Origin of the sequence: Streptomyces sp. NBC_00876 (assembly GCF_045207435.1) — a bacterium.
Classification (GTDB): domain Bacteria; phylum Actinomycetota; class Actinomycetes; order Streptomycetales; family Streptomycetaceae; genus Streptomyces.
This window is the reverse complement of the sequence record NZ_CP108800.1, coordinates 5,094,348-5,119,235: the sequence shown is the minus strand read 5'-3', so window position 1 is coordinate 5,119,235 and position 24,888 is coordinate 5,094,348. Positions and strand designations below refer to the sequence as shown.

Here is a 24,888-nt window from a genome sequence, read left to right as displayed (position 1 = left end):
ACGGGGCCCTTCTCGGTGCTCTTGTGCGGAGCTACCAGGTCAGACGCTCAAGTGATTACTTGAGGATCTTGGTGACCTGGCCGGCGCCCACGGTCCGGCCACCCTCACGGATGGCGAACTTCAGGCCCTCTTCCATGGCGACCGGCTGGATCAGCGCGACGTTCATGAGGGTGTTGTCACCCGGCATGACCATCTCGGTGCCCTCGGGAAGGGTCACAACGCCCGTCACGTCCGTGGTACGGAAGTAGAACTGCGGGCGGTAGTTGTTGAAGAACGGGGTGTGACGGCCACCCTCGTCCTTCGACAGGATGTAGGACTGCGCCTCGAACTCGGTGTGCGGCGTGACCGAACCCGGCTTGATGATGACCTGGCCGCGCTCGACGTCCTCGCGCTTGATGCCACGGAGGAGCAGACCGACGTTCTCACCGGCCTGGCCCTCGTCGAGCAGCTTGCGGAACATCTCGATGCCGGTGACCGTGGTGGTGGTCTTCTCGGTCTTGATACCGACGATGTCGACGGTCTCGTTGACCTTCAGGACACCACGCTCGATACGGCCGGTGACGACCGTACCGCGACCGGTGATCGTGAAGACGTCCTCGATCGGCATGAGGAACGGCTTCTCGACGTCACGCTCGGGCTGCGGGATCGACTCGTCGACGGCGGCCATGAGGTCCAGAACGGTCTGGCCCCACTCCTTGTCGCCCTCGAGCGCCTTGAGCGCCGAGACCTTGACGACCGGAAGGTCGTCGCCCGGGAACTCGTACTCGGAGAGGAGCTCACGGACCTCGAGCTCGACGAGCTCCAGGATCTCCTCGTCGTCCACCATGTCGGCCTTGTTCAGAGCGACGACGATGTACGGAACGCCGACCTGGCGGGCCAGGAGCACGTGCTCCTTGGTCTGCGGCATCGGGCCGTCGGTCGCGGCGACGACGAGGATGGCGCCGTCCATCTGCGCCGCACCCGTGATCATGTTCTTGATGTAGTCAGCGTGACCCGGGCAGTCGACGTGCGCGTAGTGACGCGACTCCGTCTGGTACTCGACGTGCGCGATCGAGATGGTGATACCGCGCTGGCGCTCCTCGGGAGCCTTGTCGATCTGGTCGAAGGCCGAGGCCTCGTTCAGGTCCGGGTACGCGTCGTGCAGCACCTTGGTAATGGCGGCCGTGAGGGTCGTCTTACCGTGGTCGATGTGACCGATGGTGCCGATGTTGACGTGCGGCTTAGTCCGCTCGAACTTTGCCTTCGCCACTGGGTCCTCCTGCGGAGTGGTTCTGTACGCCTTGCTTCATCGGCGCCAGGTGATCTTTGCTGGGATGCCGGGGCCCGGGGGCATTCGACGCATTGCATACGCGCCGCGTCAAATGCCCCACCAGGCTCCGGTGATAAGCCTAAAGCGTCAACTCGGGGAGTTATTCGCCCTTGGCCTTCGCGATGATCTCCTCGGCGACGTTCCGCGGAACCTCGGCGTAGGAGTCGAACTGCATCGAGTAGCTTGCGCGACCCGAGGTCTTGCTGCGGAGGTCTCCGACGTAGCCGAACATCTCCGAGAGGGGCACGAGGCCCTTCACGACGCGAGCGCCGCTGCGCTCCTCCATGGCCTGGATCTGGCCACGGCGGGAGTTGAGGTCGCCGATGACATCGCCCATGTAGTCCTCGGGCGTGGTGACCTCGACGGCCATCATCGGCTCCAGGAGCACGGGGGACGCCTTGCGGGCACCCTCCTTGAACGCCTGCGAACCGGCGATCTTGAAGGCGAGCTCCGAGGAGTCGACCTCGTGGTAACCACCGTCGAGAAGGGTGACGCGGACGCCGACCATCTCGTAGCCGGCCAGGATGCCGAACTGCATGGCTTCCTGGGCACCCGCGTCCACCGAGGGGATGTACTCACGGGGGATGCGGCCACCGGTGACCTTGTTGACGAACTCGTAGGACGCGTCGCCACCCTCGATGGGCTCAAGGGCGATCTGCACCTTCGCGAACTGGCCGGTACCACCAGTCTGCTTCTTGTGCGTGTAGTCGATGCGCTCGACGGCCTTGCGGATCGTCTCGCGGTACGCGACCTGCGGCTTGCCGACGTTCGCCTCGACGCGGAACTCGCGCTTCATGCGGTCGACGAGCACCTCGAGGTGAAGCTCGCCCATACCACCGATGATGGTCTGGCCGGTCTCCTCGTCGGAGTGCACCTGGAAGGACGGGTCCTCCTCGGAGAGGCGCTGGATGGCAATACCCAGCTTCTCCTGGTCACCCTTGGACTTGGGCTCGATGGCGACCTGAATGACCGGCGCCGGGAAGTCCATGGACTCCAGGATGACCGGGTTCTTGTCGTCACACAGCGTCTCACCGGTGGTGGTCTGCTTCAGGCCCATGACGGCGATGATGTCACCGGCGCCCACCGACGCGATCTCCTCACGCTTGTTCGCGTGCATGCGGTAGATCTTGCCGATGCGCTCCTTCTTGCCCTTGACCGAGTTCAGCACCGCGGTGCCGGCCTCGAGGCGACCGGAGTAGATCCGGACGAAGGTGAGCTTGCCGAGGTGCGGGTCGCTGGCGATCTTGAACGCGAGACCGGAGAAGGGCTCGTCGTCCGAGGGCTTGCGCTTGATGACGACCTCGGGGTCCTTGACGTCGTGGCCTTCGATGGCCTCGACGTCCAGGGGGGAAGGCAGGTAGCGGACGACCGCGTCGAGCAGGGGCTGAACGCCCTTGTTCTTGAACGCGGTGCCACAGAACACCGGGGTGACCGTGATGGAGTCCGCGGTGCCCTTCGACGCCAGGGTGATGCGGCGGATCGCCTCGTGCAGCTGGTCCTGGGTGGGCTCCTCGCCCTCCAGGTACAGCTCCATCATCGCGTCATCGTTCTCGGAGACGGCCTCGAGGAGCTTGCCGCGCCATTCCTCGGCGGCCTCCTGGAGGTTCTCCGGGATGTCGATGACGTTGTACATCTCGCCCTTGGCGGCCTCTTCGGGGTACACGAAGGCCTTCATCGACACGAGGTCGACAACGCCCGTGAAGTCCGCCTCGGCGCCGATGGGGAGCTGCATGACGATCGGGACAGCGCCGAGGCGCTGGACGATCATGTCGACACAACGGAAGAAGTCGGCACCGGTGCGGTCGAGCTTGTTGACGAAGCAGATACGCGGCACGCCGTAGCGGTCCGCCTGACGCCACACGGTCTCGGACTGCGGCTCGACGCCGGCCACACCGTCGAACACGGTGACGGCGCCGTCGAGGACGCGGAGCGAACGCTCCACCTCGACGGTGAAGTCGACGTGACCGGGGGTGTCGATGATGTTGATGGTGTGGTCAACATCATTGAGCGGCCAGTGGCAGGTCGTCGCGGCGGACGTGATCGTGATGCCGCGCTCCTGCTCCTGCTCCATCCAGTCCATCGTGGCTGCGCCGTCGTGGACCTCACCGATCTTGTACGAGACGCCGGTGTAGAACAGGATCCGCTCTGTGGTGGTCGTCTTGCCCGCGTCGATGTGGGCCATGATCCCAATGTTGCGGACCTTGGCCAGGTCAAGCGAAGTGGTGGCCATAAGGCTCAATCTTCTCTCGGTCTCGATGGGGTAAGCGACTACCAGCGGTAGTGCGCGAAGGCCTTGTTCGACTCGGCCATCTTGTGGGTGTCCTCGCGCTTCTTGACGGCAGCGCCAAGACCGTTGGAGGCGTCGAGCAGCTCGTTCATGAGGCGCTCGGTCATCGTCTTCTCGCGACGGGCGCGGGAGTAACCCACGATCCAGCGCAGCGAGAGGGTGGCGGCACGACCGGGCTTGACCTCGATCGGCACCTGGTAGGTGGCGCCACCGACACGGCGGGACTTGACCTCGAGCGAGGGCTTGACGTTCTCAAGCGCGCGCTTCAGCGTGATGACCGGGTCAGCGCCGGTCTTCTCGCGGAGGCCTTCCATGGCGCCGTACACGATCCGCTCGGCGGTGGAACGCTTGCCGTCGAGCAGGATCTTGTTGATCAGCGAGGTGACAAGAGGAGAGCTGTAGACCGGGTCGATGATGACCGGGCGCTTCGGGGCGGGGCCCTTACGAGGCATTCTTACTTCTCCTTCTTGGCGCCGTAGCGGCTGCGGGCCTGCTTGCGGTTCTTGACACCCTGGGTGTCGAGCGAGCCGCGGATGATCTTGTAACGAACACCCGGCAGGTCCTTCACACGGCCACCACGCACGAGCACGATCGAGTGCTCCTGCAGGTTGTGTCCCTCACCCGGAATGTAGGCCGTAACCTCGATGCCGGAGGTCAGACGCACACGCGCGACCTTACGGAGGGCCGAGTTCGGCTTCTTCGGGGTGGTCGTGAAGACACGCGTGCAGACGCCACGACGCTGGGGCGAACCCTCGAGCGCGGGCGTCTTGTTCTTCTCGACCTTGTCCTGCCGGCCCTTCCGGACCAGCTGCTGAATCGTAGGCACTACTTCTCCGGTTTCTGTGTGCCGTCGGTGAAACTAACCTGGAACACTCACCGACCCACGCGGTCGGGTGTGTCGAATACTGCGGGCCACTCCCCTGGAGCAGTGGAAGCACAGATTGCGGTGGCCAAAGACGAGCTCGCCGTGCGGTTGAGGACACGCACACGAGCCCAGGCACACCCCAGGCACAAGGTCTGAGCGTACCTACCTCACGGACTCCGGTCAAAACAAATGCTGTCCGCCGCGACACGCCGGGACGGCCGCCCGGCTTGTCCTGACCCGTGCGGGATGCCTCAGGGCCCCCTACAAGGCCCTCAGCGCCCTCCGGGGCCCGGAAACCACCGTACGCCCCACCCGGCCGGAGTGACGCATCGCACGCCGGAGGGCGGCCACCCCGTGTGTACGGGATGACCGCCCTCCGGTCGTATCAAGCGACTCGCTTACTGGTTGTACGGACCGTAGTCGTAGTCCTCCAGCGGAACGGCCTGGCCGGAGCCGGTGCCGAACGGCGAGTAGTCGATGTCGTCGTAGCCGACGGCCGAGTACATCGCGGCCTTGGCCTCCTCGGTCGGCTCGACCCGGATGTTGCGGTAGCGGGACAGACCCGTACCGGCCGGGATGAGCTTACCGATGATGACGTTCTCCTTGAGGCCGATCAGGGAGTCGGACTTGGCGTTGATCGCCGCGTCCGTCAGGACCCTGGTCGTCTCCTGGAAGGAAGCCGCGGACAGCCACGACTCCGTCGCCAGCGAGGCCTTGGTGATACCCATCAGCTGCGGACGGCCGGAGGCGGGGTGACCGCCCTCGGTGACCACACGACGGTTCTCGGTCTCGAACTTCGAGCGCTCGACGAGCTCGCCCGGCAGCAGTTCCGCGTCGCCGGACTCGATGATCGTCACGCGGCGGAGCATCTGCCGGATGATGATCTCGATGTGCTTGTCGTGGATCGACACGCCCTGCGAGTTGTAGACCTTCTGGACTTCGCCGACCAGGTGGACCTGGACCGCGCGCTGACCGAGGATCCGCAGCACGTCGTGCGGGTTGGTGGCACCCACGGTGAGCTTCTGGCCCACCTCGACGTGGTCGCCCTCGCCCACCAGCAGACGGGCGCGCTTGGAGATCGGGAACGGGATCTCTTCGCTGCCGTCGTCCGGCGTGACCACGAGCTTCTTGGTCTTCTCGGTCTCCTCGATCCGGACCCGGCCTGCGGACTCCGAGATCGGGGCGACACCCTTGGGCGTACGGGCTTCGAAGAGCTCGACGACTCGGGGCAGACCCTGGGTGATGTCGTCACCGGCCACACCACCGGTGTGGAAGGTACGCATCGTCAGCTGGGTACCGGGCTCACCGATGGACTGGGCGGCGATGATGCCGACCGCCTCACCGATGTCGACCAGCTTGCCGGTGGCGAGCGAGCGTCCGTAGCAGAAGGCACAGGTGCCGACCGCGGACTCACAGGTCAGGACCGAGCGGGTCTTGACCTCCTCGACGCCGGCGCCCACCAGGGCGTCGATCAGGACGTCACCGAGGTCGACGTTGGCAGGCGCGATGACCTTGCCGTCGACGACGACGTCCTCGGCGAGCATGCGGGCGTAGACCGAGGTCTCGACGTCCTCCGTCTTGCGGAGCACGCCGTCGGCGCCCTTGACGGCGATCTTCAGCTTGAGGCCGCGGTCGGTGCCGCAGTCCTCCTCGCGAATGATCACGTCCTGCGAGACGTCCACCAGACGACGGGTCAGGTAACCCGAGTCGGCGGTACGCAGGGCGGTGTCCGCCAGACCCTTACGGGCACCGTGCGTGGAGATGAAGTACTCCAGAACGGTGAGGCCCTCACGGAAGGACGCCTTGATGGGACGAGGAATCGTCTCGTTCTTGGCGTTGGACACCAGACCACGCATACCGGCGATCTGACGCATCTGCATCATGTTTCCTCGGGCACCCGAGTCAACCATCATGAAGATGGGGTTCGTCTTGGGGAAGTTCGCGTTCATCGCCTCGGCAACCTCATTGGTCGCCTTGGTCCAGATCGCGATGAGCTCCTGCGTGCGCTCGTCCTTGGTGATCAGACCGCGCTCGTACTGCTTCTGGACCTTCTCGTCCTGGTCCTCGTAGCCCTTGACGATGGCCTTCTTGGCCTCGGGCACGACGATGTCGGAGACGGCCACGGTGACGCCGGAACGGGTCGCCCAGTGGAAGCCCGCTGCCTTCAGGTTGTCGAGCGTCGCCGCCACGATGACCTTGGGGTAGCGCTCGGCGAGGTCGTTGACGATCTCGGAGAGCTGCTTCTTGCCGACCGAGTAGTCGACGAACGGGTAGTCCTCGGGCAGCAGCTCGTTGAAGAGCGCGCGGCCCAGGGTCGTCCGCAGCCGGAAGGTGTCACCCGGCTGGTACTCGGGCTCGCCCTCCTCGGCGACCGGCGGCACCCAGCCACGCGGCGGGATGGTGCCCACCGGGAAGCGGATGTCGACGGGCGACTGGAGCGCCAGCTCGCCGGCGTCGAACGCCATGATCGCCTCGGCCGTGGAGCCGAACGCACGGCCCTCGCCCTTGGTGTCACGCAGTTCGCCGTCGGTGGTCAGGAAGAACAGACCCAGCACCATGTCCTGGGTCGGCATGGTGACGGGACGACCGTCGGCCGGCTTCAGGATGTTGTTCGAGGACAGCATCAGGATGCGGGCCTCGGCCTGCGCCTCCGCGGAGAGCGGCAGGTGCACGGCCATCTGGTCACCGTCGAAGTCCGCGTTGAACGCGGTGCAGACGAGCGGGTGGATCTGGATGGCCTTGCCCTCGACCAGCTGGGGCTCGAAGGCCTGGATGCCGAGGCGGTGCAGGGTGGGTGCACGGTTCAGCAGCACCGGGTGCTCGGCGATGACCTCTTCGAGGACGTCGTACACCACGGTGCGGCCGCGCTCGACCATGCGCTTGGCCGACTTGATGTTCTGCGCGTGGTTCAGGTCCACCAGGCGCTTCATCACGAACGGCTTGAAGAGCTCCAGCGCCATGGCCTTCGGCAGACCGCACTGGTGCAGCTTGAGCTGCGGGCCGACGACGATCACGGAACGCGCGGAGTAGTCCACACGCTTACCGAGAAGGTTCTGACGGAATCGGCCCTGCTTGCCCTTCAGCATGTCGCTGAGGGACTTGAGCGGGCGGTTACCGGGACCGGTGACCGGGCGACCGCGGCGGCCGTTGTCGAACAGCGCGTCGACGGCCTCCTGCAGCATCCGCTTCTCGTTGTTCACGATGATCTCGGGGGCACCGAGGTCAAGGAGACGCTTGAGGCGGTTGTTGCGGTTGATCACACGGCGGTACAGGTCGTTCAGGTCGGAGGTCGCGAAGCGGCCACCGTCCAGCTGCACCATCGGACGCAGGTCCGGCGGGATGACCGGCACGCAGTCGAGCACCATGCCCTTGGGCTTGTTGCTGGTCTGCAGGAACGCGGAGACGACCTTGAGGCGCTTGAGCGCACGGGTCTTCTTCTGGCCCTTGCCGGTGCGGATGATCTCGCGGAGGCGCTCGGCCTCCTCGTCGAGGTCGAACGACTCCAGGCGCTTCTGCAGGGCGGCAGCGCCCATGCAGCCGTCGAAGTACGTGCCGAAGCGGTCACGCAGCTCGCGGTAGAGCAGCTCGTCGCCCTCGAGGTCCTGGACCTTGAGGTTCTTGAAGCGGCTCCACACCTCGTCGAGACGGTCGATCTCGCGCTGCGCACGGTCGCGCAGCTGCTTCATCTCACGCTCGGCACCTTCGCGCACCTTGCGGCGCACGTCGGCCTTGGCGCCCTCGGCCTCGAGCTCGCCGAGGTCGGTCTCGAGCTTCTTGGCGCGGTTCTCGAGGTCCGAGTCGCGACGGTTCTCGACCTGCTGACGCTCGACGGAGACGTGAGCCTCCAGCGACGGGAGGTCGCGGGTGCGGCGCTCCTCGTCGACGAACGTGATCATGTACGCGGCGAAGTAGATGACCTTCTCGAGGTCCTTCGGCGCGAGGTCCAGCAGGTAGCCCAGGCGCGACGGGACGCCCTTGAAGTACCAGATGTGGGTGACGGGAGCGGCAAGCTCGATGTGGCCCATGCGCTCACGGCGCACCTTGGCGCGCGTGACCTCGACGCCACAGCGCTCACAGATGATGCCCTTGAAGCGGACACGCTTGTACTTGCCGCAGTAGCACTCCCAGTCCCGGGTCGGACCGAAGATCTTCTCGCAGAAGAGTCCGTCCTTTTCGGGCTTGAGCGTGCGGTAGTTGATGGTCTCCGGCTTCTTCACTTCGCCGTGGGACCAGGTCCGGATGTCGTCCGCGGTGGCAAGGCCGATCCGCAGCTCGTCGAAGAAGTTGACGTCGAGCACTTGTCGTCAATCCCTCTTTCGGGGGTTCGAGCCCCCTCGCGTCACGCGAGAAATCGGGGCACTTCAGCAATGGTCTGAACGGGTCCGGGGAGAGCCGGCCGGATCACTGGGATCCGGCCGGCCAACCCGTCAGACCTCTTCGACGCTGCTCGGCTCGCGCCGGGACAGGTCGATACCGAGCTCCTCCGCCGCGCGGAAGACGTCCTCGTCCGTGTCGCGCATCTCGATGGACATGCCGTCCGAGGACAGCACCTCCACGTTGAGGCAGAGCGACTGCATTTCCTTGATGAGCACCTTGAAGGACTCGGGAATGCCGGGCTCGGGGATGTTCTCGCCCTTGACGATGGCCTCGTAGACCTTCACGCGGCCGGTCACGTCGTCGGACTTGATCGTCAGCAGCTCCTGGAGGGCGTAAGCGGCGCCATAAGCTTCAAGGGCCCACACCTCCATTTCACCGAAGCGCTGTCCACCGAACTGAGCCTTACCACCCAGCGGCTGCTGGGTGATCATGGAGTACGGACCCGTCGAACGAGCGTGCAGCTTGTCGTCGACGAGGTGGTGGAGCTTGAGGATGTACATGTAGCCGACCGAGACCGGCTCCGGGAACGGCTCGCCGGAGCGGCCGTCGAACAGATTGGCCTTGCCCGAGGGCTGGACCAGCCGGTCGCCGTCGCGGTTCGGGATCGTGGCCTGGAAGAGGCCGGTGATCTCGTCCTCGCGCGCACCGTCGAAGACGGGGGTGGCGACGTTGGTGCCGGGCGCGACCTGGTCGGCGCCGATGAGCTGCAGGCGCTTGGCCCACTCGTCACCGAGGCCGGAGACGTCCCAGCCGCGGCTGGCGAGCCAGCCGAGGTGGATCTCCAGGACCTGTCCCGGGTTCATTCGGGACGGGACACCCAGCGGGTTGAGGATGATGTCGACCGGGGTGCCGTCCTCCAGGAACGGCATGTCCTCGATCGGGAGGATCTTCGAGATGACGCCCTTGTTGCCGTGACGGCCGGCGAGCTTGTCACCATCGGTGATCTTGCGCTTCTGCGCGACGTAGACGCGGACCAGCTGGTTCACGCCCGGCGGCAGCTCGTCGCCCTCTTCGCGGTCGAAGACGCGGACGCCGATGACCTTGCCGATCTCACCGTGCGGCACCTTCAGCGAGGTGTCGCGCACCTCGCGCGCCTTCTCACCGAAGATCGCGCGGAGCAGACGCTCCTCGGGGGTCAGCTCGGTCTCACCCTTGGGCGTGACCTTGCCGACGAGGATGTCGCCGGCGACGACCTCGGCACCGATACGGATGATGCCGCGCTCGTCGAGGTCGGCGAGGACCTCCTCGGAGACGTTCGGGATGTCCCGGGTGATCTCCTCCGGGCCGAGCTTGGTGTCACGGGCGTCGACCTCGTGCTCCTCGATGTGGATCGAGGAGAGGACGTCGTCCTGCACGAGGCGCTGCGACAGGATGATCGCGTCCTCGTAGTTGTGACCCTCCCACGGCATGAACGCCACGAGCAGGTTCTTGCCCAGGGCCATCTCACCGTTCTCGGTGGCCGGACCGTCGGCGAGCACCTGGCCCTCGATGACCCGGTCGCCCTCGGAGACGACGACCTTCTGGTTGACCGAGGTGCCCTGGTTGGAGCGCATGAACTTCGCGATGCGGTACGTGGTGTACGTACCGTCATCGTTCGTCACGGTGATGTAGTCCGCGGAGACCTCCTGGACCACACCGTCCTTCTCGGCCTTCAGAACGTCACCGGCGTCGGTGGCGCAGCGGTACTCCATGCCGGTGCCGACGAGCGGCGCCTCGGACTTGATGAGCGGCACCGCCTGACGCATCATGTTCGCGCCCATGAGGGCACGGTTGGCGTCGTCGTGCTCCAGGAACGGGATCATCGCGGTGGCGACGGACACCATCTGGCGCGGCGACACGTCCATGTAGTCGACTTCGGTGCCGGGCACGTAGTCGACCTCTCCGCCACGACGGCGGACCAGGACGCGGGGCTCGGTGAAGCGCAGCTCGTCGGAGAGCGTCGCGTTCGCCTGGGCGATGACGTAACGGTCTTCCTCGTCGGCCGTGACGTAGTCGACCTCGTCGGTGACCTGGCCGTCGACGACCTTGCGGTACGGCGTCTCGATGAAGCCGAACGCGTTGACGCGGCCGTACGAGGCGAGCGAACCGATCAGACCGATGTTCGGGCCTTCAGGGGTCTCGATCGGGCACATGCGTCCGTAGTGGGACGGGTGCACGTCACGGACCTCGAAGCCTGCCCGCTCACGGGAGAGACCACCCGGGCCGAGCGCCGACAGACGGCGCTTGTGGGTGAGACCCGACAGCGGGTTGTTCTGGTCCATGAACTGAGACAGCTGGCTGGTGCCGAAGAACTCCTTGATGGAGGCGACGACCGGCCGGATGTTGATCAGTGTCTGCGGCGTGATCGCCTCGACGTCCTGGGTCGTCATGCGCTCACGCACGACGCGCTCCATCCGGGCCAGACCCGTACGGACCTGGTTCTGGATGAGCTCGCCGACGTTACGCAGACGACGGTTGCCGAAGTGGTCGATGTCGTCGGTCTCGACGACGATCTCCCGGCCCGACTCGCCGGTCGTCTCGGTCTCACCGGCGTGCAGCTTGACCAGGTACTTGATGGTCGCGATGACGTCGTCGGTGGTGAGCACGCCGGCGTCCAGCGGCTCATCGGCGCCGAGCTTCTTGTTCACCTTGTAGCGGCCGACCTTCGCGAGGTCGTAGCGCTTCGGGTTGAAGTAGAGGTTCTCGAGCAGCGTCTGAGCAGCCTCGCGGGTCGGCGGCTCGCCCGGGCGGAGCTTGCGGTAGATGTCGAGCAGCGCGTCGTCCTGGCCCTGGGTGTGGTCCTTCTCCAGGGTGGCGCGCATGGACTCGTACTCGCCGAACTCCTCGAGGATCTGCTCGGTGCTCCAGCCGAGAGCCTTCAGGAGGACGGTGACGGACTGCTTGCGCTTGCGGTCGATGCGGACACCGACCATGTCGCGCTTGTCGATCTCCATCTCCAGCCAGGCACCCCGGGACGGGATGATCTTGGCGGAGAAGATGTCCTTGTCGGACGTCTTGTCGATCGAGGAGTCGAAGTAGACACCCGGCGAGCGGACCAGCTGCGACACAACGACACGCTCGGTGCCGTTGATGACGAAGGTGCCCTTGTTGGTCATGAGCGGGAAATCGCCCATGAAGACCGTCTGGGACTTGATCTCGCCGGTCTCGTTGTTGGTGAACTCGGCCGTGACGAAGAGCGGGGCGGCGAACGTGAAGTCGCGCTCCTTGCACTCGTCGATCGAGTTCTTCGGGGGCTCGAATCGGTGGTCGCGGAACGTAAGCGACATCGACCCGGAGAAGTCCTCGATCGGTGAGATCTCCTCGAAGATCTCCTCCAGGCCGGACTTGGTGGGGACGTCTTGTCCACTGTCCAGAGCAGCCTCGACGCGAGCCTTCCAGGCGGCGTTGCCGAGGAGCCAGTCAAAGCTCTCGGTCTGCAGCGCGAGGAGGTTCGGAACCTCGAGGGGCTCCTTGATCTTTGCAAAAGAGATGCGCAGCGGGGCGGTGCTGGCGCCGTTGTTCGTATTCGCGGTCGAGGCGTTGCGCGAGGCGGCCAAGAGGGGGTCCTTCCGAGGGCTCGGACTCACTACGCGCGTACCGGTCCCAAATTGGACAGGTGGACAGATATCCCAGGTGAGGGATGTACGGTCCACGGTGCACAGGATGGGTATGCCCCTGGTGACGGGCAGGAGGCAGCTAACAGGCAGCGCAAAGGGTCAGTGTAGCCAAGCGGCACACTGATGTCCAGTCGGGGTTCTCAGAGACCCACGTTGCTCTCAACAGCTGTTCTCAACACCTATACGTCCGGCCCTGCGCGGGGTGCGCTCTTCTTTACTGCCCTCTTCGTCATCGATCCATGCCTCGGATTCGGATCGATGTGACGATGCGCCTCGAGAATTGCGCGCCTCGTGCGGTTCGTCAAGGCCCCCCAGCCGGGACAGGCCCCGCGGACCCGTGCGGCGCCGCCCACGGGCGCCTGCCGCGCTCCCCGCGAGAGGCGCACGGCGAAGATCACCATACTCGTCAACGGCGGAAGGGCAAGGCACCCGCCACGGGTACGCCGAAAGGCGACCACCCATACGGGTGATCGCCTTTCGCGATGTGACACCGCGCCTCGCGGCGCGGGGGTCCAGACGAGTCAGAAGACTCGCAGGGTCACTTGACCTCGACGGAAGCGCCGGCGGCCTTGAGGGACTCGGCAGCCTTCTCGGCGGCCTCCTTGGCGACCTTCTCGACGACGGGCTTCGGGGCGCCGTCGACGAGGTCCTTGGCCTCCTTCAGGCCGAGGGAGGTCAGCTCACGCACGACCTTGATGACCTGGATCTTCTTGTCACCGGCGGCGGTGAGGATGACGTCGAACTCGTCCTGCTCCTCCGGGGCGTCAGCAACGGCACCCGGGCCGGCAACGCCGGCAACGGCGACGGCCGCGGCGGCGGTGACGTCGAACTTCTCCTCGAAGGCCTTAACGAACTCGGAGAGCTCGATGAGGGTGAGCTCCTCGAACTGGGCGAGCAGGTCTTCCTGGCTGAGCTTCGCCATGATGGCGTCCTTCCACTATTCGGCAGGTGCCGGATGTATATGTCGGCGGGCGTACGTGGAGCCCGCTGGACCGCTGAGCGAAATTACTCGGCGGCCTCGGCGGGAGCCGGAGTACCGGCACCGCCCTGCTCTTCCCGCTTGGCACGAAGCGCTTCCGCAGTGCGGACGAACTTCGACGGCAGAGCCTGGAAGAGCTGCGCAGCCTGAGTCTGCTTGCCCTTCATGGCGCCGGCCAGCTTGGCGAGCAGAACCTCGCGGGACTCGAGGTCCGCGAGCTTCTTGATCTCATCGGCGGACAGCGCCTTACCGTCAAGGACACCGCCCTTGATGATGAGGTTGGGGTTGTCCTTGGCGAAGTCACGAAGACCCTTCGCCGACTCCACCGGGTCACCGGTGACGAAGGCAACCGCCGTCGGACCTGCGAACAGGTCGTCCAGCGTGTCGATCCCGGCCTCGTTGGCCGCAATCTTGGTCAGCGTGTTCTTCACCACGGCGTACTGGGCGTTCTCACCGAGCGAACGGCGCAGCTGCTTGAGCTGTGCCACGGTGAGACCCCGGTACTCGGTCAGCACGGCGGCGTTCGCGCTGCGGAACTGGTCCGCGAGCTCGGCTACCGCTGCAGCCTTGTCGGGCCTTGCCATGAGCGTCGGCCTCCTTCCGGGTGATGAGGACCGCTCAAAAGGGGCCGGAAAGACGAAACGCCCCGGCGCAGGCGCCAGGGCGTAGCTCGACCGAACTGAGTCCGGGAGCTTTCCACAGTCACCTGCGCAGGTCGTCCGTCTCAACGGATCCTTCGGTTGTCGTCCCCCTTGCGGGTTCTGAGCAACGACCAGCGGTCTTTGGCTTCTGCAGAAGAGTACGCGACAGGGGTCGCGCCGAGCAAATCCGTCCCGCTTCGGGCGGTCCGGGAGGTTTGGCGCGTCCTAGGACGCGCCCCCGGTCGCACCCTGCTGCTGCTTGAGCAGCTCCTTGAACTCGATGGTCTCGCCGGCCGGAGGACGCTCGACGGAGACCTTGGTCCCGTAATCGCTGTAGAACACCGTGGAGTTGAGCTCACCGGTCTTCATCTGACCGCGCTCGGTCTTCTTCACCAGCAGATCGTTCTCGTCGATCCAGATGTCGATCTTCTCCGTGGTGATGCCGGCGTCGTTCAGCTGCTTCTTGAGGGCGCTGAGCTGGTCGGCGTCGAGCTTGGAGTTCTTGGCGGTGAGCTCGGCGACGTCGACCGTGCCGGAGTAGTGCGTGGCGGAGACGCCCCGGACGTCCTCCTGGCCGACCCTCTTCACATCGCCGGAGGCCAGCAGCGGCTTCACACCCTGGTCGGGGCTGGTGTTCTCCATCTGCTCCTTCATGGCCACCCCGGAGGCCCCGCCCATCTCGGCGAGGTCGTCGTAGGAGTAGCTGATCCAGTGCTTGCCGCCCATCTGCTTGCCCAGGGCCGCGCCCATGTCCGCCGCGTAGCCGTCCTTGAAGTAGCGGGCCTGCATCGAGCCGTCGCTGCCGAGCTGCTTCATGGAGTCGGCCATGGTGCCGCCGGTGTACGTGATCTCCATGGACCCCTTGATGCCGTCCGACCAGTCCAGGGCACCCGTCTGCTTCATGGACATCGTGCTGCCCATGGTGGTGGTGCCCTCGATCTTGGCCGACTCGGCCCCGCCGGTCTTCTTCTGCGCGGCGAGCAGTGCGGCGATCGGGTCCGCCTTCACCACCGTGCCGCCGCGGTTCGCGCCCTTGTTCGTGCTGCCGCTGTCCGACCCGCCGCAGGCCGCGACCGACGTCAATGCCGCCGCCACGGCCACGGACAGACCCACGCGTCGTACGGTACTGGTCCTCATGATCGCTTCCACCCCTCGTTCGGCTCCGGTGACCACACGCTAACTCACGGCTCCGACAGCCACTGGTACGTGTATACGAGGACGGGCCCCGCACCTCGAAAGGTTGCGGGGCCCGTCAATGTCACACGTGACACGGCGGTCGAACGAGCACGGAGGCTCAGACGGAGGCCGGGTCCTCCTCGACGAGGAGGTTACGGGTGCGGTTGGAGTCCAGCGGGATGCCGGGACCCATCGTGGTCGACAGGGTGGCCTTCTTGATGTAGCGACCCTTGGCGGCGGACGGCTTCAGACGGAGGATCTCGTCCAGCGCCGCTGCGTAGTTCTCCACCAGCTTGGTCTCGTCGAACGAGGTCTTGCCGATGATGAAGTGCAGGTTCGAGTGCTTGTCGACGCGGAACTCGATCTTGCCGCCCTTGATGTCGTTGACAGCCTTCACGACATCGGGGGTGACGGTGCCGGTCTTCGGGTTCGGCATCAGACCACGCGGACCGAGCACGCGGCCGAGGCGGCCGACCTTGCCCATGAGGTCCGGGGTCGCGACGACGGCGTCGAAGTCCAGACGGCCCTTCGCCACCTCGTCGATGAGCTCGTCGGCGCCGACGATGTCGGCGCCCGCGGCTTCCGCGGCCGCAGCACGGTCACCGGTCGCGAAGACCAGGACCCGGGCGGTCTTGCCGGTGCCGTGCGGGAGGTTCACGGTGCCACGGACCATCTGGTCGGCCTTGCGCGGGTCTACACCCAGGGCAAAAGCGACCTCGACGGTGCTGTCGAACTTCGTGGAGGCGGTGTCCTTGGCGATACGGACGGCCTCGAGCGGGGCGTAGTTGCGCGCCCGGTCGATCTTGGCGTCCGCAGCGCGGAGGTTCTTGCTGCGCTTCACTTCTACTCCTGTGGTTTCAGGGTGTGGAGTCGTGGTGCGGACCAGCGCTTGGTCCTACCACTGAGGGCGGTGGGGCTGAATCAGCCTTCGACCGTGATGCCCATGGAACGGGCGGTGCCGGCAATGATCTTCGACGCGGCGTCGAGGTCATTGGCGTTCAGGTCGGGGAGCTTCGTCGTGGCGATCTCGCGGACCTGGGCAGCCGTCAGCTTGGCAACCTTGGTCTTGTGCGGCTCGCCGGAGCCCTTGTCCACACCCGCGGCCTTGAGGATCAGCTTGGCGGCCGGCGGCGTCTTGGTGATGAAGGTGAAGGAACGGTCTTCGTAGACCGTGATCTCCACCGGCACGACCATGCCACGCTGCGACTCGGTCGCGGCGTTGTAGGCCTTGCAGAACTCCATGATGTTGACGCCGTGCTGGCCCAGTGCGGGGCCGACCGGCGGTGCCGGGTTGGCCGCACCGGCGTTGATCTGGAGCTTGATAAGCCCCGTGACCTTCTTCTTCTTGGGAGGCATGTGCTCTCTCCGGGTCCTAGTGAGAGTTTTCGCCGTCATCCGGTCATCCGGATGCAGGCATACCGCACAACGATAACGGGTATAGCTGCGCGACCAAAAACCGAGCAGGTCAGACGGGCTGTGACAGCCTGTCTGACCTGCTCGGTAGGCATGTGTCCAGAAGCCGGCGGAAAGCGCTAGTTCTTCTGGATCTGGTCGAAGCTGAGCTCGACCGGGGTCTCGCGGCCGAAGATCTCGACAAGGCCCTTGACCTTCTTCGAGTCGGCGTTGATCTCGTTGATCGTCGCCTGCAGGGTCGCGAACGGGCCGTCGGTGACGGTGACCGAGTCGCCCACCTCGAAGTCCAGCACCTGGACCTCGACCTTGCGGGACGGAGCCGGCTTGCCCTCGGCCTCGGCGGCCTCACGGGCGGCCTTCTCCTCGGCCTCCGGCGCCAGCATCTTGACGATCTCGTCCAGCGTCAGCGGGTACGGGTCGTAGGCGTTGCCCACGAAGCCGGTGACACCGGGAGTGTTGCGGACGACGCCCCAGGACTCGTTCGTCAGGTCCATGCGCACCAGGACGTAGCCCGGGAGCTTGTTCTGACGGACGTTCTTGCGCTCGCCGTTCTTGATCTGGACGATTTCCTCCTCAGGCACCTCGGCCTGATAGATGAACTCCTCCACGTTCAGCGAGACGGCGCGCTGCTCCAGGTTGGCCTTCACACGCTTCTCGTAACCGGCGTACGTGTGAATGACGTACCACTCGCCCGGGAGGGTGCGGAGCTCCTCGCGCAGGGCGGTGACGGCGTCGACGGGCTCGGCCGGCTCGGCCTCTTCCTCGTCGGACTCGTCCGCGGCTTCCTCGTCGGACTCGGCCTCGTCGGAGGTCTCGTCCTCGGCGCTCTCGTCCTCGTCCTCACCGGACTCGGCCTCTTCGGCCTCGTCGGCCTCGTCGGCGGACTCGGTGTGCACTGCGGCCTGCTCGGCGGGCTCACCTGCGGCGGCGTCGGCAGCTTCAGCCTGGTCCGGCTCCTCGGCGTCCGCCGCCTCGACGATGTCGAGCTCGTCCTCGGCGGACTCGAAGGCGCCCGCCGTCGGCTCGACGGCGTCGTTCAGGTTCGGGTCAGACACGGTGGCTGCTTCTTCCTGGATACAAATGGGTGGAACATGCGAAAGGGGCGCCCATAAGAGGCGCCCTCCGCGGGATCAGCCGAAGACGTACTTGATGACCCGCTGGAAACCGAAGTCAATCACGGTGACAAGACCAATCATGACGACTACGAACACAATCACCACTGAGGTGTATGTCGTCAGCTGGTTGCGAGTCGGCCAGACAACCTTGCGGAGCTCGGCGACGATCTGGCGGTAGAAGAGCGCGAGACGGCCCAGAGGGCCCTTCTTGCCGCGCTTGCCGCCCTTCCGGGTCTTCTTCTTCGACTCGGGGACTTCATCCTCGGCATCAGGCATGTCGATGGAGCCCACGGCGTCCGTCACGCTTCTCACCTGATTCCGGGTCATGGCCGTGCCGCGCCCGGTGAAGCCGCACGGCAGTGCATTGAAGTACGTACATGCGCACACATCCTGGCGAAGGAGTGTGTAGCAGGGCCGGAGGGACTTGAACCCCCAACCGCTGGTTTTGGAGACCAGTGCTCTACCAATTGAGCTACGACCCTTTGTGGTTTCCACCAACCTACCGCATGTTCCCGGATGCCCCGGGTGCAGGAACGGTGCGGCTGGTGAAGGCCAACGACAGGTGAGTGTACGTGCTCAGCGGCCCGGCGTCGAACAGATAGCTCCCGACCGTTCCTGTCTGATGCTGTCCGGTTGTCTGTCCGCATGCTGTCCGAGTGCTGTCCGGTCCATGAAACCCCTGTGCCGACGGGGAATACGGTCTGGGACCATGGGGCCATGAGCGCTGCTACTTCTCCCTCCGAGCGCCGGGTCTCCGCCCGCATCGGTGCCATTTCCGAGTCCGCCACCCTCGCCGTCGACGCCAAGGCCAAGGCCCTCAAGGCCGCCGGCCGTCCGGTGATCGGCTTCGGTGCCGGCGAGCCCGACTTCCCGACCCCCGGCTACATCGTGGACGCCGCGGTCGAGGCCTGCCGCAACCCGAAGTACCACCGCTACACCCCCGCGGGCGGGCTCCCCGAGCTCAAGGCCGCCATCGCCGAGAAGACGCTGCGTGACTCCGGCTACGAGGTCGACGCCTCCCAGATCCTGGTGACCAACGGCGGCAAGCAGGCCATCTACGAGGCCTTCGCCGCGATCCTCGACCCGGGCGACGAGGTCATCGTCCCGGCGCCGTACTGGACCACGTACCCCGAGTCGATCCGTCTCGCCGGCGGTGTCCCGGTGGAGGTCGTCGCCGACGAGACCACCGGCTACCGGGTCTCCGTGGAGCAGCTGGAGGCGGCCCGTACCGAGCGTACGAAGGTCGTCCTGTTCGTCTCCCCCTCGAACCCGACCGGTGCGGTCTACAGCGAGGCGGACGCCGAGGCGATCGGCCGCTGGGCCGTCGAGCACGGACTGTGGGTGCTGACCGACGAGATCTACGAGCACCTGGTCTACGGGGACGCGAAGTTCACCTCGCTGCCGGCGATCGTGCCCGAGCTGCGCGACAAGTGCATCGTGGTCAACGGCGTCGCCAAGACGTACGCGATGACCGGCTGGCGCGTGGGGTGGATCGTCGGCCCCAAGGACGTCGTGAAGGCCGCGACCAACCTTCAGTCGCACGCCACCTCCAACGTCTCCAACGTCGCCCAGATCGCCGCGCTGGCCGCGGTCTCCGGGAACCTGGACGCGGTCGCCGAGATGCGTACCGCCTTCGACCGGCGCCGGCAGACGATCGTGCGGATGCTCAATGACATCGACGGCGTGTTCTGCCCGGTGCCCGAGGGCGCGTTCTACGCGTACCCCTCGGTGAAGGAGCTGCTCGGCAAGGAGATCCGCGGCAAGCGCCCGGCGACCTCGGTCGAGCTGGCGGCGCTCATCCTGGACGAGGCCGAGGTCGCGGTCGTACCGGGCGAGGCCTTCGGTACCCCGGGCTACCTGCGGCTCTCGTACGCGCTGGGTGACGACGACCTCGTCGAGGGCGTCTCGCGGCTCCAGAAGCTGCTGGGCGAGGCCAAGGCCTAGTACCTTCCGCAATCCAGCAGGCGACCCCCGGCTCCGGCCGGGGGTCGCTTTCTTGTTCGCTTCTCCGTTCGAGGGGCAACTCGATGGGGAAAGCGGGTACCGCGACACCCCGTCCGTGCGGCAAGATCTTGGAATGGAGCGTGATGTACGGCTGTTGCCCAAGGCCCACCTGCACCTGCATTTCACCGGGTCGATGCGGCCCACGACCCTGCTCGAACTCGCCGACAAGTACGGCGTCAGGCTGCCCGAGGCCCTGACCGGCGGTGAGCCCCCCAGGCTGCGCGCCACGGACGAACGCGGCTGGTTCCGCTTCCAGCGCCTCTACGACATCGCCCGATCCTGCCTGCGGGCGCCCGAGGACATCCAGCGGCTGGTGCGCGAGGCCGCCCAGGAGGACGTGGCGGACGGCTCCGGCTGGCTGGAGATCCAGGTCGACCCCACCTCGTACGCGCCTCTGCTCGGCGGGCTCATCCCGGCGATCGAGATCATCCTGGACGCGGTGGACCGTGCCTCTCGCGAGACCGGGCTGCCGATCCGGGTGGTGATCGCTGCGAACCGGATGAAGCATCCGCTGGACGCCAGGACCCTGGCGCGTCTCGCGGTGCGGTACGCGGACCGGGGCGTCGTCGGATTCGGGCTCTCCAACGACGAGCGGCGCGGCATGGCCCGCGACTTCGACCGTGCCTTCGCCATCGCCAGGGAGGGCGGCCTGCTGGCCGCCCCGCACGGCGGTGAGCTCTCGGGCCCCTCCAGCGTCCGCGACTGCCTGGACGACCTCGAAGCGTCCCGGGTCGGGCACGGTGTACGGGCCGCCGAGGACCCGCGGCTGCTGCGCAGGATGGCGGAGCGCGGGGTGACCTGCGAGGTGTGCCCGGCGTCCAACGTGGCGCTCGGCGTCTACGAGAAGCCGTCCGACGTACCCCTGCGCACTCTGTTCGAGGCGGGCGTGCCGATGGCCCTCGGAGCCGACGACCCGCTGCTCTTCGGCTCCCGGCTGGCCGCGCAGTACGACCTCGTGCGCCGCCACCACGCGTTCACGGACGAGGAGCTGGCGGAGCTGGCGCGCCAGTCGGTACGGGGTTCGGCTGCTCCGGACGCGGTGCGGGCGGACCTCCTGGCGGGCGTCGACGACTGGCTGGCCAAGCCGGCCTCCTGACGCTCCCGTCAGGGCTCGAGCCCGCTCAGGAGGGCCCGGGCGATCGAGGCGGCGAAGTCGTCGAGCGACTGCGGCGGCCCGCCGGTCTCCGTGGCGTTGTAGGCGAACGCCCGCTGGGAACAGGCCCCCAGCAGCAGGGACGCGGCCGCGTAGGTGTCGGCGCCGGCCCGTACGCGGCCTGCGGACTGTTCGGCGCGCAGATACGCGTCGACTCCGCGAATCGGTATGTGGGGGCCCGTCCCCAGCTCGCGCATCGCCGCGTTGTGACGCTCCTTGAGCCTCGGCTCTGCGTACAGGGACGCGGCGATCGGGAAGCTCTGCTCGTAGAAGAGGGCGGCCTCACGGGCGATCTCGGTGAGGTTCTGCTCGACGGTGCGCTCCCCCTCCCCCGGCTCGGTGATCAGCCTGTTCAGGATGCCGCCGACCTTCGGCAGCCGTTCCTTCAGCACCACCACGAAGAGCTCCTCCTTGCTCGGGAAGTGCTTGTAGAGCGCGGCCTCCGAGCAGCCGGCGGCCCTGGCGATCTCCTTGGTGGTGGCACGGGCCAGACCGATGGTGAGCATCAGCTGGTGGGCGGCGTCGATGATGCGGGCGCGGGCCGGCTTCTGCTCCATGTGCACTCCAACGAAGCTTGACGAGCGGGTGAGTATCCGCTCACTCTAGAGGTGAGTGAATACTTACCCACCCGAGGAGGGTGCGCAATGAGGCTCACAGTGTTCGGCGCGACAGGCGGTATCGGACAGGAGATCGTGCGCCAGGCGGTGGCAGCGGGGCACGAGGTGACGGCGGTGGTCCGCGATCCCGCGCGGCTGGCGGTGCCGCTCTCGGACGTCACGGTCCATACAGCGGCCCGGATCGATGACCCCGAGGCGCTGCGCGAGGCGGTCGCGGGACGCGACGCGGTCCTCTCCGGCCTTGGCGCACGGGGCCGGAAGGCCGGCGGGGTCGCCGAGCGGCTGACCCGCGGTGTCCTGACGGCGATGGAGGCCGAGGGCACCCGACGGCTGCTCGTGGTCAGCGCGGCCCCGGTCGCCCCGGAGCCCGCGGACGACCCGCTGCTCGACCGCATGATGCTCGCGGCGATCGGCATGATCCTGAAGGAGGTCTACACGGACCTCACCGCCATGGAGGCCGCGCTGGCGGCCTCCGCGACGGACTGGACGGCAGTACGTCCGCCGAAGCTCACCAACGGGCCGCTGACGGGCGTCTACCGGACCGTCATCGGCGGCAATCCGCGCAGCGGCCGGTCGATCTCGCGTGCCGACGTGGCGCACGCGATGCTGGCGCTGACCAACGACCCGGCGGCGGTGAAGCAGGGCGTGGGCGTGGCGTACTGAGGGGCGGGCGCGGTTCTCCCCCACGGGGAGAACCGCGCGGCCCTACAAACTCACGTCTAGGACCGCGCGGTCCTACAGGCTCACGCCGACGGTCACCGGTTCGTTGACGAGCGTGACGCCGAAGACCTCGTGGACCCCGGCCACGACCTCGCGCGCCAGGGCCAGCAGGTCCTCGGTGCTCGCCTCTCCCCGGTTGGTGAGGGCGAGCGTGTGCTTGGTGGAGATACGGGCCGGGCCGGTGCCGTACCCCTTGGTGAAGCCGGCCCGGTCGATGAGCCAGGCCGCCGAGGTCTTGGTGTGTCCCTCGCCCGCGGGGAAGGCGGGGGGCGTCACGTCCGGTCCGAGCCGGTCCGCGGCGCGGGCCAGGAACGCCTCGAACTGGGCCCGGTCCAGGATCGGGTTGGTGAAGAAGGAGCCGGCCGACCAGGTGTCGTGGTCCTCGGGGTCGAGCACCATGCCCTTGCCGGTCCGGAGGCCGAGCACGGTTTCACGTGCGTCCGCGGCGGGAACGCGCTCCCCTTCCGCGACGCCCATGGCGCGGGCCGTCTCGCGGTACATGAGGGGCGCGGACAGGCCGCCCGCGTCCTCCAGCCCGAAGCGGACGCGCAGCACCACGAACCGGTCGGGTTCGGCCTTGAAACGGCTGTGCCGATAAGAGAACGCGCACTCGGAGTTCGGGATGGTGACCGTTTCCCGGGTGTGCCGGTCGTAGGCGACGACCTCGGTGATGGTGGACGACACCTCCTGCCCGTACGCCCCGACGTTCTGGATCGGCGTCGCCCCGGCCGAGCCGGGGATTCCGGCCAGGCATTCGAGTCCGGCGAGGCCGGCCTCCACGCTGCGGGTGACGGCGTCCGTCCAGATCTCTCCCGCGGCCAGTTCGAGCGTCGTGCCGTCCAGCACGAAGCCCTTGGTCGCGATGCGCAGGGCGGTGCCGTCGAAGCCCTTGTCGCCGATGACCAGATTGCTGCCGCCGCCGATGACCAGGAGCGGGGTGCCGCTGTCGTCGGCCTCACGTACGGCCTCGACCACCTCGGCGTCGGTCGTCGCGGTCAGGAGGCGGGTGGCGGGGCCGCCGAGCCGGAAAGTGGTCAGGGGGGCGAGGGGCGCGTCGTGGAGTTCCTGCACGGGGACAAGAGTACGGTCCGCGTCCCCGCCGGCTGGGCGGGGCCACGGACCGTATCCGGGGAGCTGTGCTCAGGCGGGTACGGAGACCCGCGCCTCGGCCTGCTCCGTCTCCTGCGTCCGCTCCGGCGCCTGCTCCTGCTCCTGCTGCTGCGTCCGGGCGCTGCCGCGGCCCGGGATCATCAGGGCGACGAGGGCGGCGAGGGCCACCACACCGGCACCGATCCAGACCGCCGGGACGGTTCCGTCCGTGAAGGCCTGCGCGGAGCCGTAACCGCCCTGTGCGGAGAAGACGGAGGCGAGCACGGCGACACCGAACGCTCCGCCGACCTCGCGCAGTGCGTTGTTGGCGCCGGAGGCGATGCCCTGTTCACCGGGGCGAACGCTCGACATCACCAGGCTGGCGGCGGGTGCGAAGTACAGGGCCATCCCGATGCCGCCGACGATCAGCGCGGGCAGCTGCGCCGCGTAGGACGCGTCGGGGCCGATGACCATGGCGAACAGTCCGAGGCCGACAGCCTGGAGCGCGAGGCCCGCCACGACCACCGGGCGGCCGCCGAACCGGTCGGAGAGGATCCCCGCGATGGGTGCCACCAGCATCGGCATCCCGGTCCAGGGGAGCATCCGCAGACCGGCCTCGGTGGGCGAGTAGCCCAGCACGCCCTGGAAGTACTGGGCGAGCAGGAAGATCGAGCCGAACATGCCGAGGTACATCAGCAGGCTGGCCACGTTGATCCCGAAGAACGCACGGTCCCGGAAGAGGCGCATGGGCAGCATCGGGTGCTTGGCACGGAAGCCGTGGCGGACGAACCCGCCGAGGAGCGCGGCGCCGGCGACGAGGGAGGTCAGGACGGTCGGGCTGGTCCAGCCGTCGGCGTTGGCGTTGACCAGGCCGTAGACGATCCCGAAGAGTCCGCCGCTGACCAGGAGGGTGCCGGGGACGTCGAGCCGGGCGTCGGGGGCGTAGGACTCCGCCAGGCGGAAGCGGGCGAGCGGCAGCAGGACCAGGCCGATCGGGACGTTCAGCCAGAAGATCCACTGCCAGGAGATGTGCTCGGTGAGACTGCCGCCGATCAGTGGCCCGCTGGCCACCGCCAGTCCGGTCACGGCACCGAAGATGCCCAGCGCCATGCCGCGGCGGGCGGGCGGGACGGCGGCCGTCAGCAGGGTGAGCGTCAGCGGCATCATGACCGCGGCGCCCACGCCCTGGACCGCACGGAAGGCGATCAGTTCGTTGATCCCGGGCGAGAGGGCCGCTGCGGCGGAGGCGCCGGTGAAGACGGCTAGTCCGGCGAGGAAGAGCCGGCGGCGGCCGAACCGGTCACCGAGGGAGGCGCCGAACATCAGCAGTACGGCGAAGGTGAGGGTGTAGGCGTTCACCGTCCACTCGAGTTCCTCGATCCCTCCGCCGAGGCTTTTGCGGATCGACGGCAGGGCGGTGGTGACGACGAGGTTGTCGAGGGCCGCCATGAATCCGGCGACGCTGGTGATGACGAGAGCCCAGGCCGCTCCTGCGCGGCCGGTCGTGTGCTGGTTCACTGCTCCCCCTGGGGGTTAGTTATTGATTA

19 protein-coding genes and 1 tRNA gene are annotated in these 24,888 nt (G+C 67.0%); 3 read left to right on the top strand and 17 right to left on the bottom strand.

Features of this window, described 5'->3' with window-relative positions; genetic code table 11:
* Positions 1-55: 55 nt before the first annotated feature.
* The 14 genes from tuf to OG782_RS22485 form a co-directional block, all read right to left on the bottom strand.
* A complete protein-coding gene (tuf, locus tag OG782_RS22550; RefSeq protein WP_359132075.1) occupies positions 56-1,249 on the bottom strand; it encodes an elongation factor Tu in 1,194 nt (397 codons plus the stop codon).
* A gap of 160 nt (positions 1,250-1,409) precedes the next feature.
* Positions 1,410-3,539: an elongation factor G gene (gene fusA, locus OG782_RS22545; protein WP_406453698.1), complete on the bottom strand. Its 2,130-nt coding sequence runs from the start codon at positions 3,537-3,539 to the stop codon at positions 1,410-1,412.
* A 38-nt stretch (positions 3,540-3,577) separates the two neighbouring features.
* Complete coding sequence (gene rpsG / locus OG782_RS22540; protein WP_014154599.1) at positions 3,578-4,048, bottom strand: 30S ribosomal protein S7; 471 nt, start codon at positions 4,046-4,048, stop codon at positions 3,578-3,580.
* Positions 4,049-4,050: 2 nt separating this feature from the next.
* Positions 4,051-4,422: a 30S ribosomal protein S12 gene (gene rpsL, locus OG782_RS22535; RefSeq protein WP_003948652.1), complete on the bottom strand. Its 372-nt coding sequence runs from the start codon at positions 4,420-4,422 to the stop codon at positions 4,051-4,053.
* 437 nt (positions 4,423-4,859) lie between these two features.
* A complete protein-coding gene (locus OG782_RS22530) occupies positions 4,860-8,759 on the bottom strand; it encodes a DNA-directed RNA polymerase subunit beta' (protein ID WP_406453696.1) in 3,900 nt (1,299 codons plus the stop codon).
* Positions 8,760-8,888: 129 nt separating this feature from the next.
* Positions 8,889-12,374 carry a DNA-directed RNA polymerase subunit beta gene (rpoB, locus tag OG782_RS22525; RefSeq protein WP_406453694.1) on the bottom strand — a complete coding sequence of 1,162 codons (3,486 nt, stop codon included), beginning with the start codon at positions 12,372-12,374 and terminating at the stop codon, positions 8,889-8,891.
* Positions 12,375-12,972: 598 nt separating this feature from the next.
* Positions 12,973-13,356 carry a 50S ribosomal protein L7/L12 gene (rplL, locus tag OG782_RS22520; protein ID WP_406453692.1) on the bottom strand — a complete coding sequence of 128 codons (384 nt, stop codon included), beginning with the start codon at positions 13,354-13,356 and terminating at the stop codon, positions 12,973-12,975.
* Between the two features lie 83 nt (positions 13,357-13,439).
* Positions 13,440-13,997: a 50S ribosomal protein L10 gene (rplJ, locus tag OG782_RS22515; RefSeq protein ID WP_406453690.1), complete on the bottom strand. Its 558-nt coding sequence runs from the start codon at positions 13,995-13,997 to the stop codon at positions 13,440-13,442.
* Between the two features lie 282 nt (positions 13,998-14,279).
* On the bottom strand, positions 14,280-15,191 hold the full coding sequence (locus OG782_RS22510) for a hypothetical protein (protein ID WP_406453688.1): 912 nt from the start codon (positions 15,189-15,191) through the stop codon (positions 14,280-14,282).
* 157 nt (positions 15,192-15,348) lie between these two features.
* The gene (rplA, locus tag OG782_RS22505; protein WP_406453686.1) at positions 15,349-16,071 is read right to left on the bottom strand and encodes a 50S ribosomal protein L1; all 723 of its coding nucleotides are present in this window, start codon (positions 16,069-16,071) and stop codon (positions 15,349-15,351) included.
* 80 nt (positions 16,072-16,151) lie between these two features.
* Complete coding sequence (gene rplK / locus OG782_RS22500) at positions 16,152-16,586, bottom strand: 50S ribosomal protein L11 (protein ID WP_010058817.1); 435 nt, start codon at positions 16,584-16,586, stop codon at positions 16,152-16,154.
* A gap of 176 nt (positions 16,587-16,762) precedes the next feature.
* Complete coding sequence (gene nusG / locus OG782_RS22495) at positions 16,763-17,698, bottom strand: transcription termination/antitermination protein NusG (RefSeq protein ID WP_406453683.1); 936 nt, start codon at positions 17,696-17,698, stop codon at positions 16,763-16,765.
* 75 nt (positions 17,699-17,773) lie between these two features.
* Positions 17,774-18,061 carry a preprotein translocase subunit SecE gene (gene secE / locus OG782_RS22490; RefSeq protein WP_073732696.1) on the bottom strand — a complete coding sequence of 96 codons (288 nt, stop codon included), beginning with the start codon at positions 18,059-18,061 and terminating at the stop codon, positions 17,774-17,776.
* A gap of 106 nt (positions 18,062-18,167) precedes the next feature.
* Positions 18,168-18,240 (bottom strand) — tRNA-Trp (locus OG782_RS22485).
* A 235-nt stretch (positions 18,241-18,475) separates the two neighbouring features.
* Between OG782_RS22485 and OG782_RS22480 the strand changes: the two genes are divergently transcribed.
* Positions 18,476-19,702 (top strand): pyridoxal phosphate-dependent aminotransferase, encoded by a 1,227-nt coding sequence (locus tag OG782_RS22480; RefSeq protein ID WP_406453681.1) that lies wholly within the window; start codon positions 18,476-18,478, stop codon positions 19,700-19,702.
* 133 nt (positions 19,703-19,835) lie between these two features.
* Entirely contained in the window at positions 19,836-20,858 is a 1,023-nt protein-coding gene (locus tag OG782_RS22475; protein ID WP_406453679.1) for an adenosine deaminase, read from the top strand.
* A gap of 8 nt (positions 20,859-20,866) precedes the next feature.
* Here the strand turns inward: OG782_RS22475 and OG782_RS22470 are convergent, their stop codons facing one another.
* A complete protein-coding gene (locus OG782_RS22470) occupies positions 20,867-21,472 on the bottom strand; it encodes a TetR/AcrR family transcriptional regulator (RefSeq protein ID WP_406453677.1) in 606 nt (201 codons plus the stop codon).
* Positions 21,473-21,559: 87 nt separating this feature from the next.
* Here OG782_RS22470 and OG782_RS22465 point away from each other — a divergent pair, with 87 nt between their 5' ends.
* Positions 21,560-22,195, top strand: a complete 636-nt coding sequence (locus tag OG782_RS22465) for an NAD(P)-dependent oxidoreductase (RefSeq protein ID WP_406453675.1) — start codon at positions 21,560-21,562, stop codon at positions 22,193-22,195.
* Positions 22,196-22,267: 72 nt separating this feature from the next.
* Here OG782_RS22465 and OG782_RS22460 read toward each other — a convergent pair whose 3' ends face one another.
* Positions 22,268-23,323, bottom strand: coding sequence for a UDP-N-acetylmuramate dehydrogenase (locus OG782_RS22460; RefSeq protein WP_406453673.1), 1,056 nt, complete (start codon positions 23,321-23,323; stop codon positions 22,268-22,270).
* 69 nt (positions 23,324-23,392) lie between these two features.
* A complete protein-coding gene (locus OG782_RS22455; RefSeq protein ID WP_406453671.1) occupies positions 23,393-24,859 on the bottom strand; it encodes an MFS transporter in 1,467 nt (488 codons plus the stop codon).
* Positions 24,860-24,888 lie beyond the last annotated feature (29 nt).

Coding starts and splice junctions, on each gene's coding strand:
- fusA (WP_406453698.1), bottom strand. CDS start 3,539: ATGGCCACCACTTCGCTTGACCTGGCCAAGGTCCGCAACATTGGGATC.
- rpsG (WP_014154599.1), bottom strand. CDS start 4,048: ATGCCTCGTAAGGGCCCCGCCCCGAAGCGCCCGGTCATCATCGACCCG.
- rplL (WP_406453692.1), bottom strand. CDS start 13,356: ATGGCGAAGCTCAGCCAGGAAGACCTGCTCGCCCAGTTCGAGGAGCTC.
- rplJ (WP_406453690.1), bottom strand. CDS start 13,997: ATGGCAAGGCCCGACAAGGCTGCAGCGGTAGCCGAGCTCGCGGACCAG.
- OG782_RS22510 (WP_406453688.1), bottom strand. CDS start 15,191: ATGAGGACCAGTACCGTACGACGCGTGGGTCTGTCCGTGGCCGTGGCG.
- rplK (WP_010058817.1), bottom strand. CDS start 16,586: ATGCCTCCCAAGAAGAAGAAGGTCACGGGGCTTATCAAGCTCCAGATC.
- OG782_RS22480 (WP_406453681.1), top strand. CDS start 18,476: ATGAGCGCTGCTACTTCTCCCTCCGAGCGCCGGGTCTCCGCCCGCATC.
- OG782_RS22475 (WP_406453679.1), top strand. CDS start 19,836: ATGGAGCGTGATGTACGGCTGTTGCCCAAGGCCCACCTGCACCTGCAT.
- OG782_RS22470 (WP_406453677.1), bottom strand. CDS start 21,472: ATGGAGCAGAAGCCGGCCCGCGCCCGCATCATCGACGCCGCCCACCAG.
- OG782_RS22465 (WP_406453675.1), top strand. CDS start 21,560: ATGAGGCTCACAGTGTTCGGCGCGACAGGCGGTATCGGACAGGAGATC.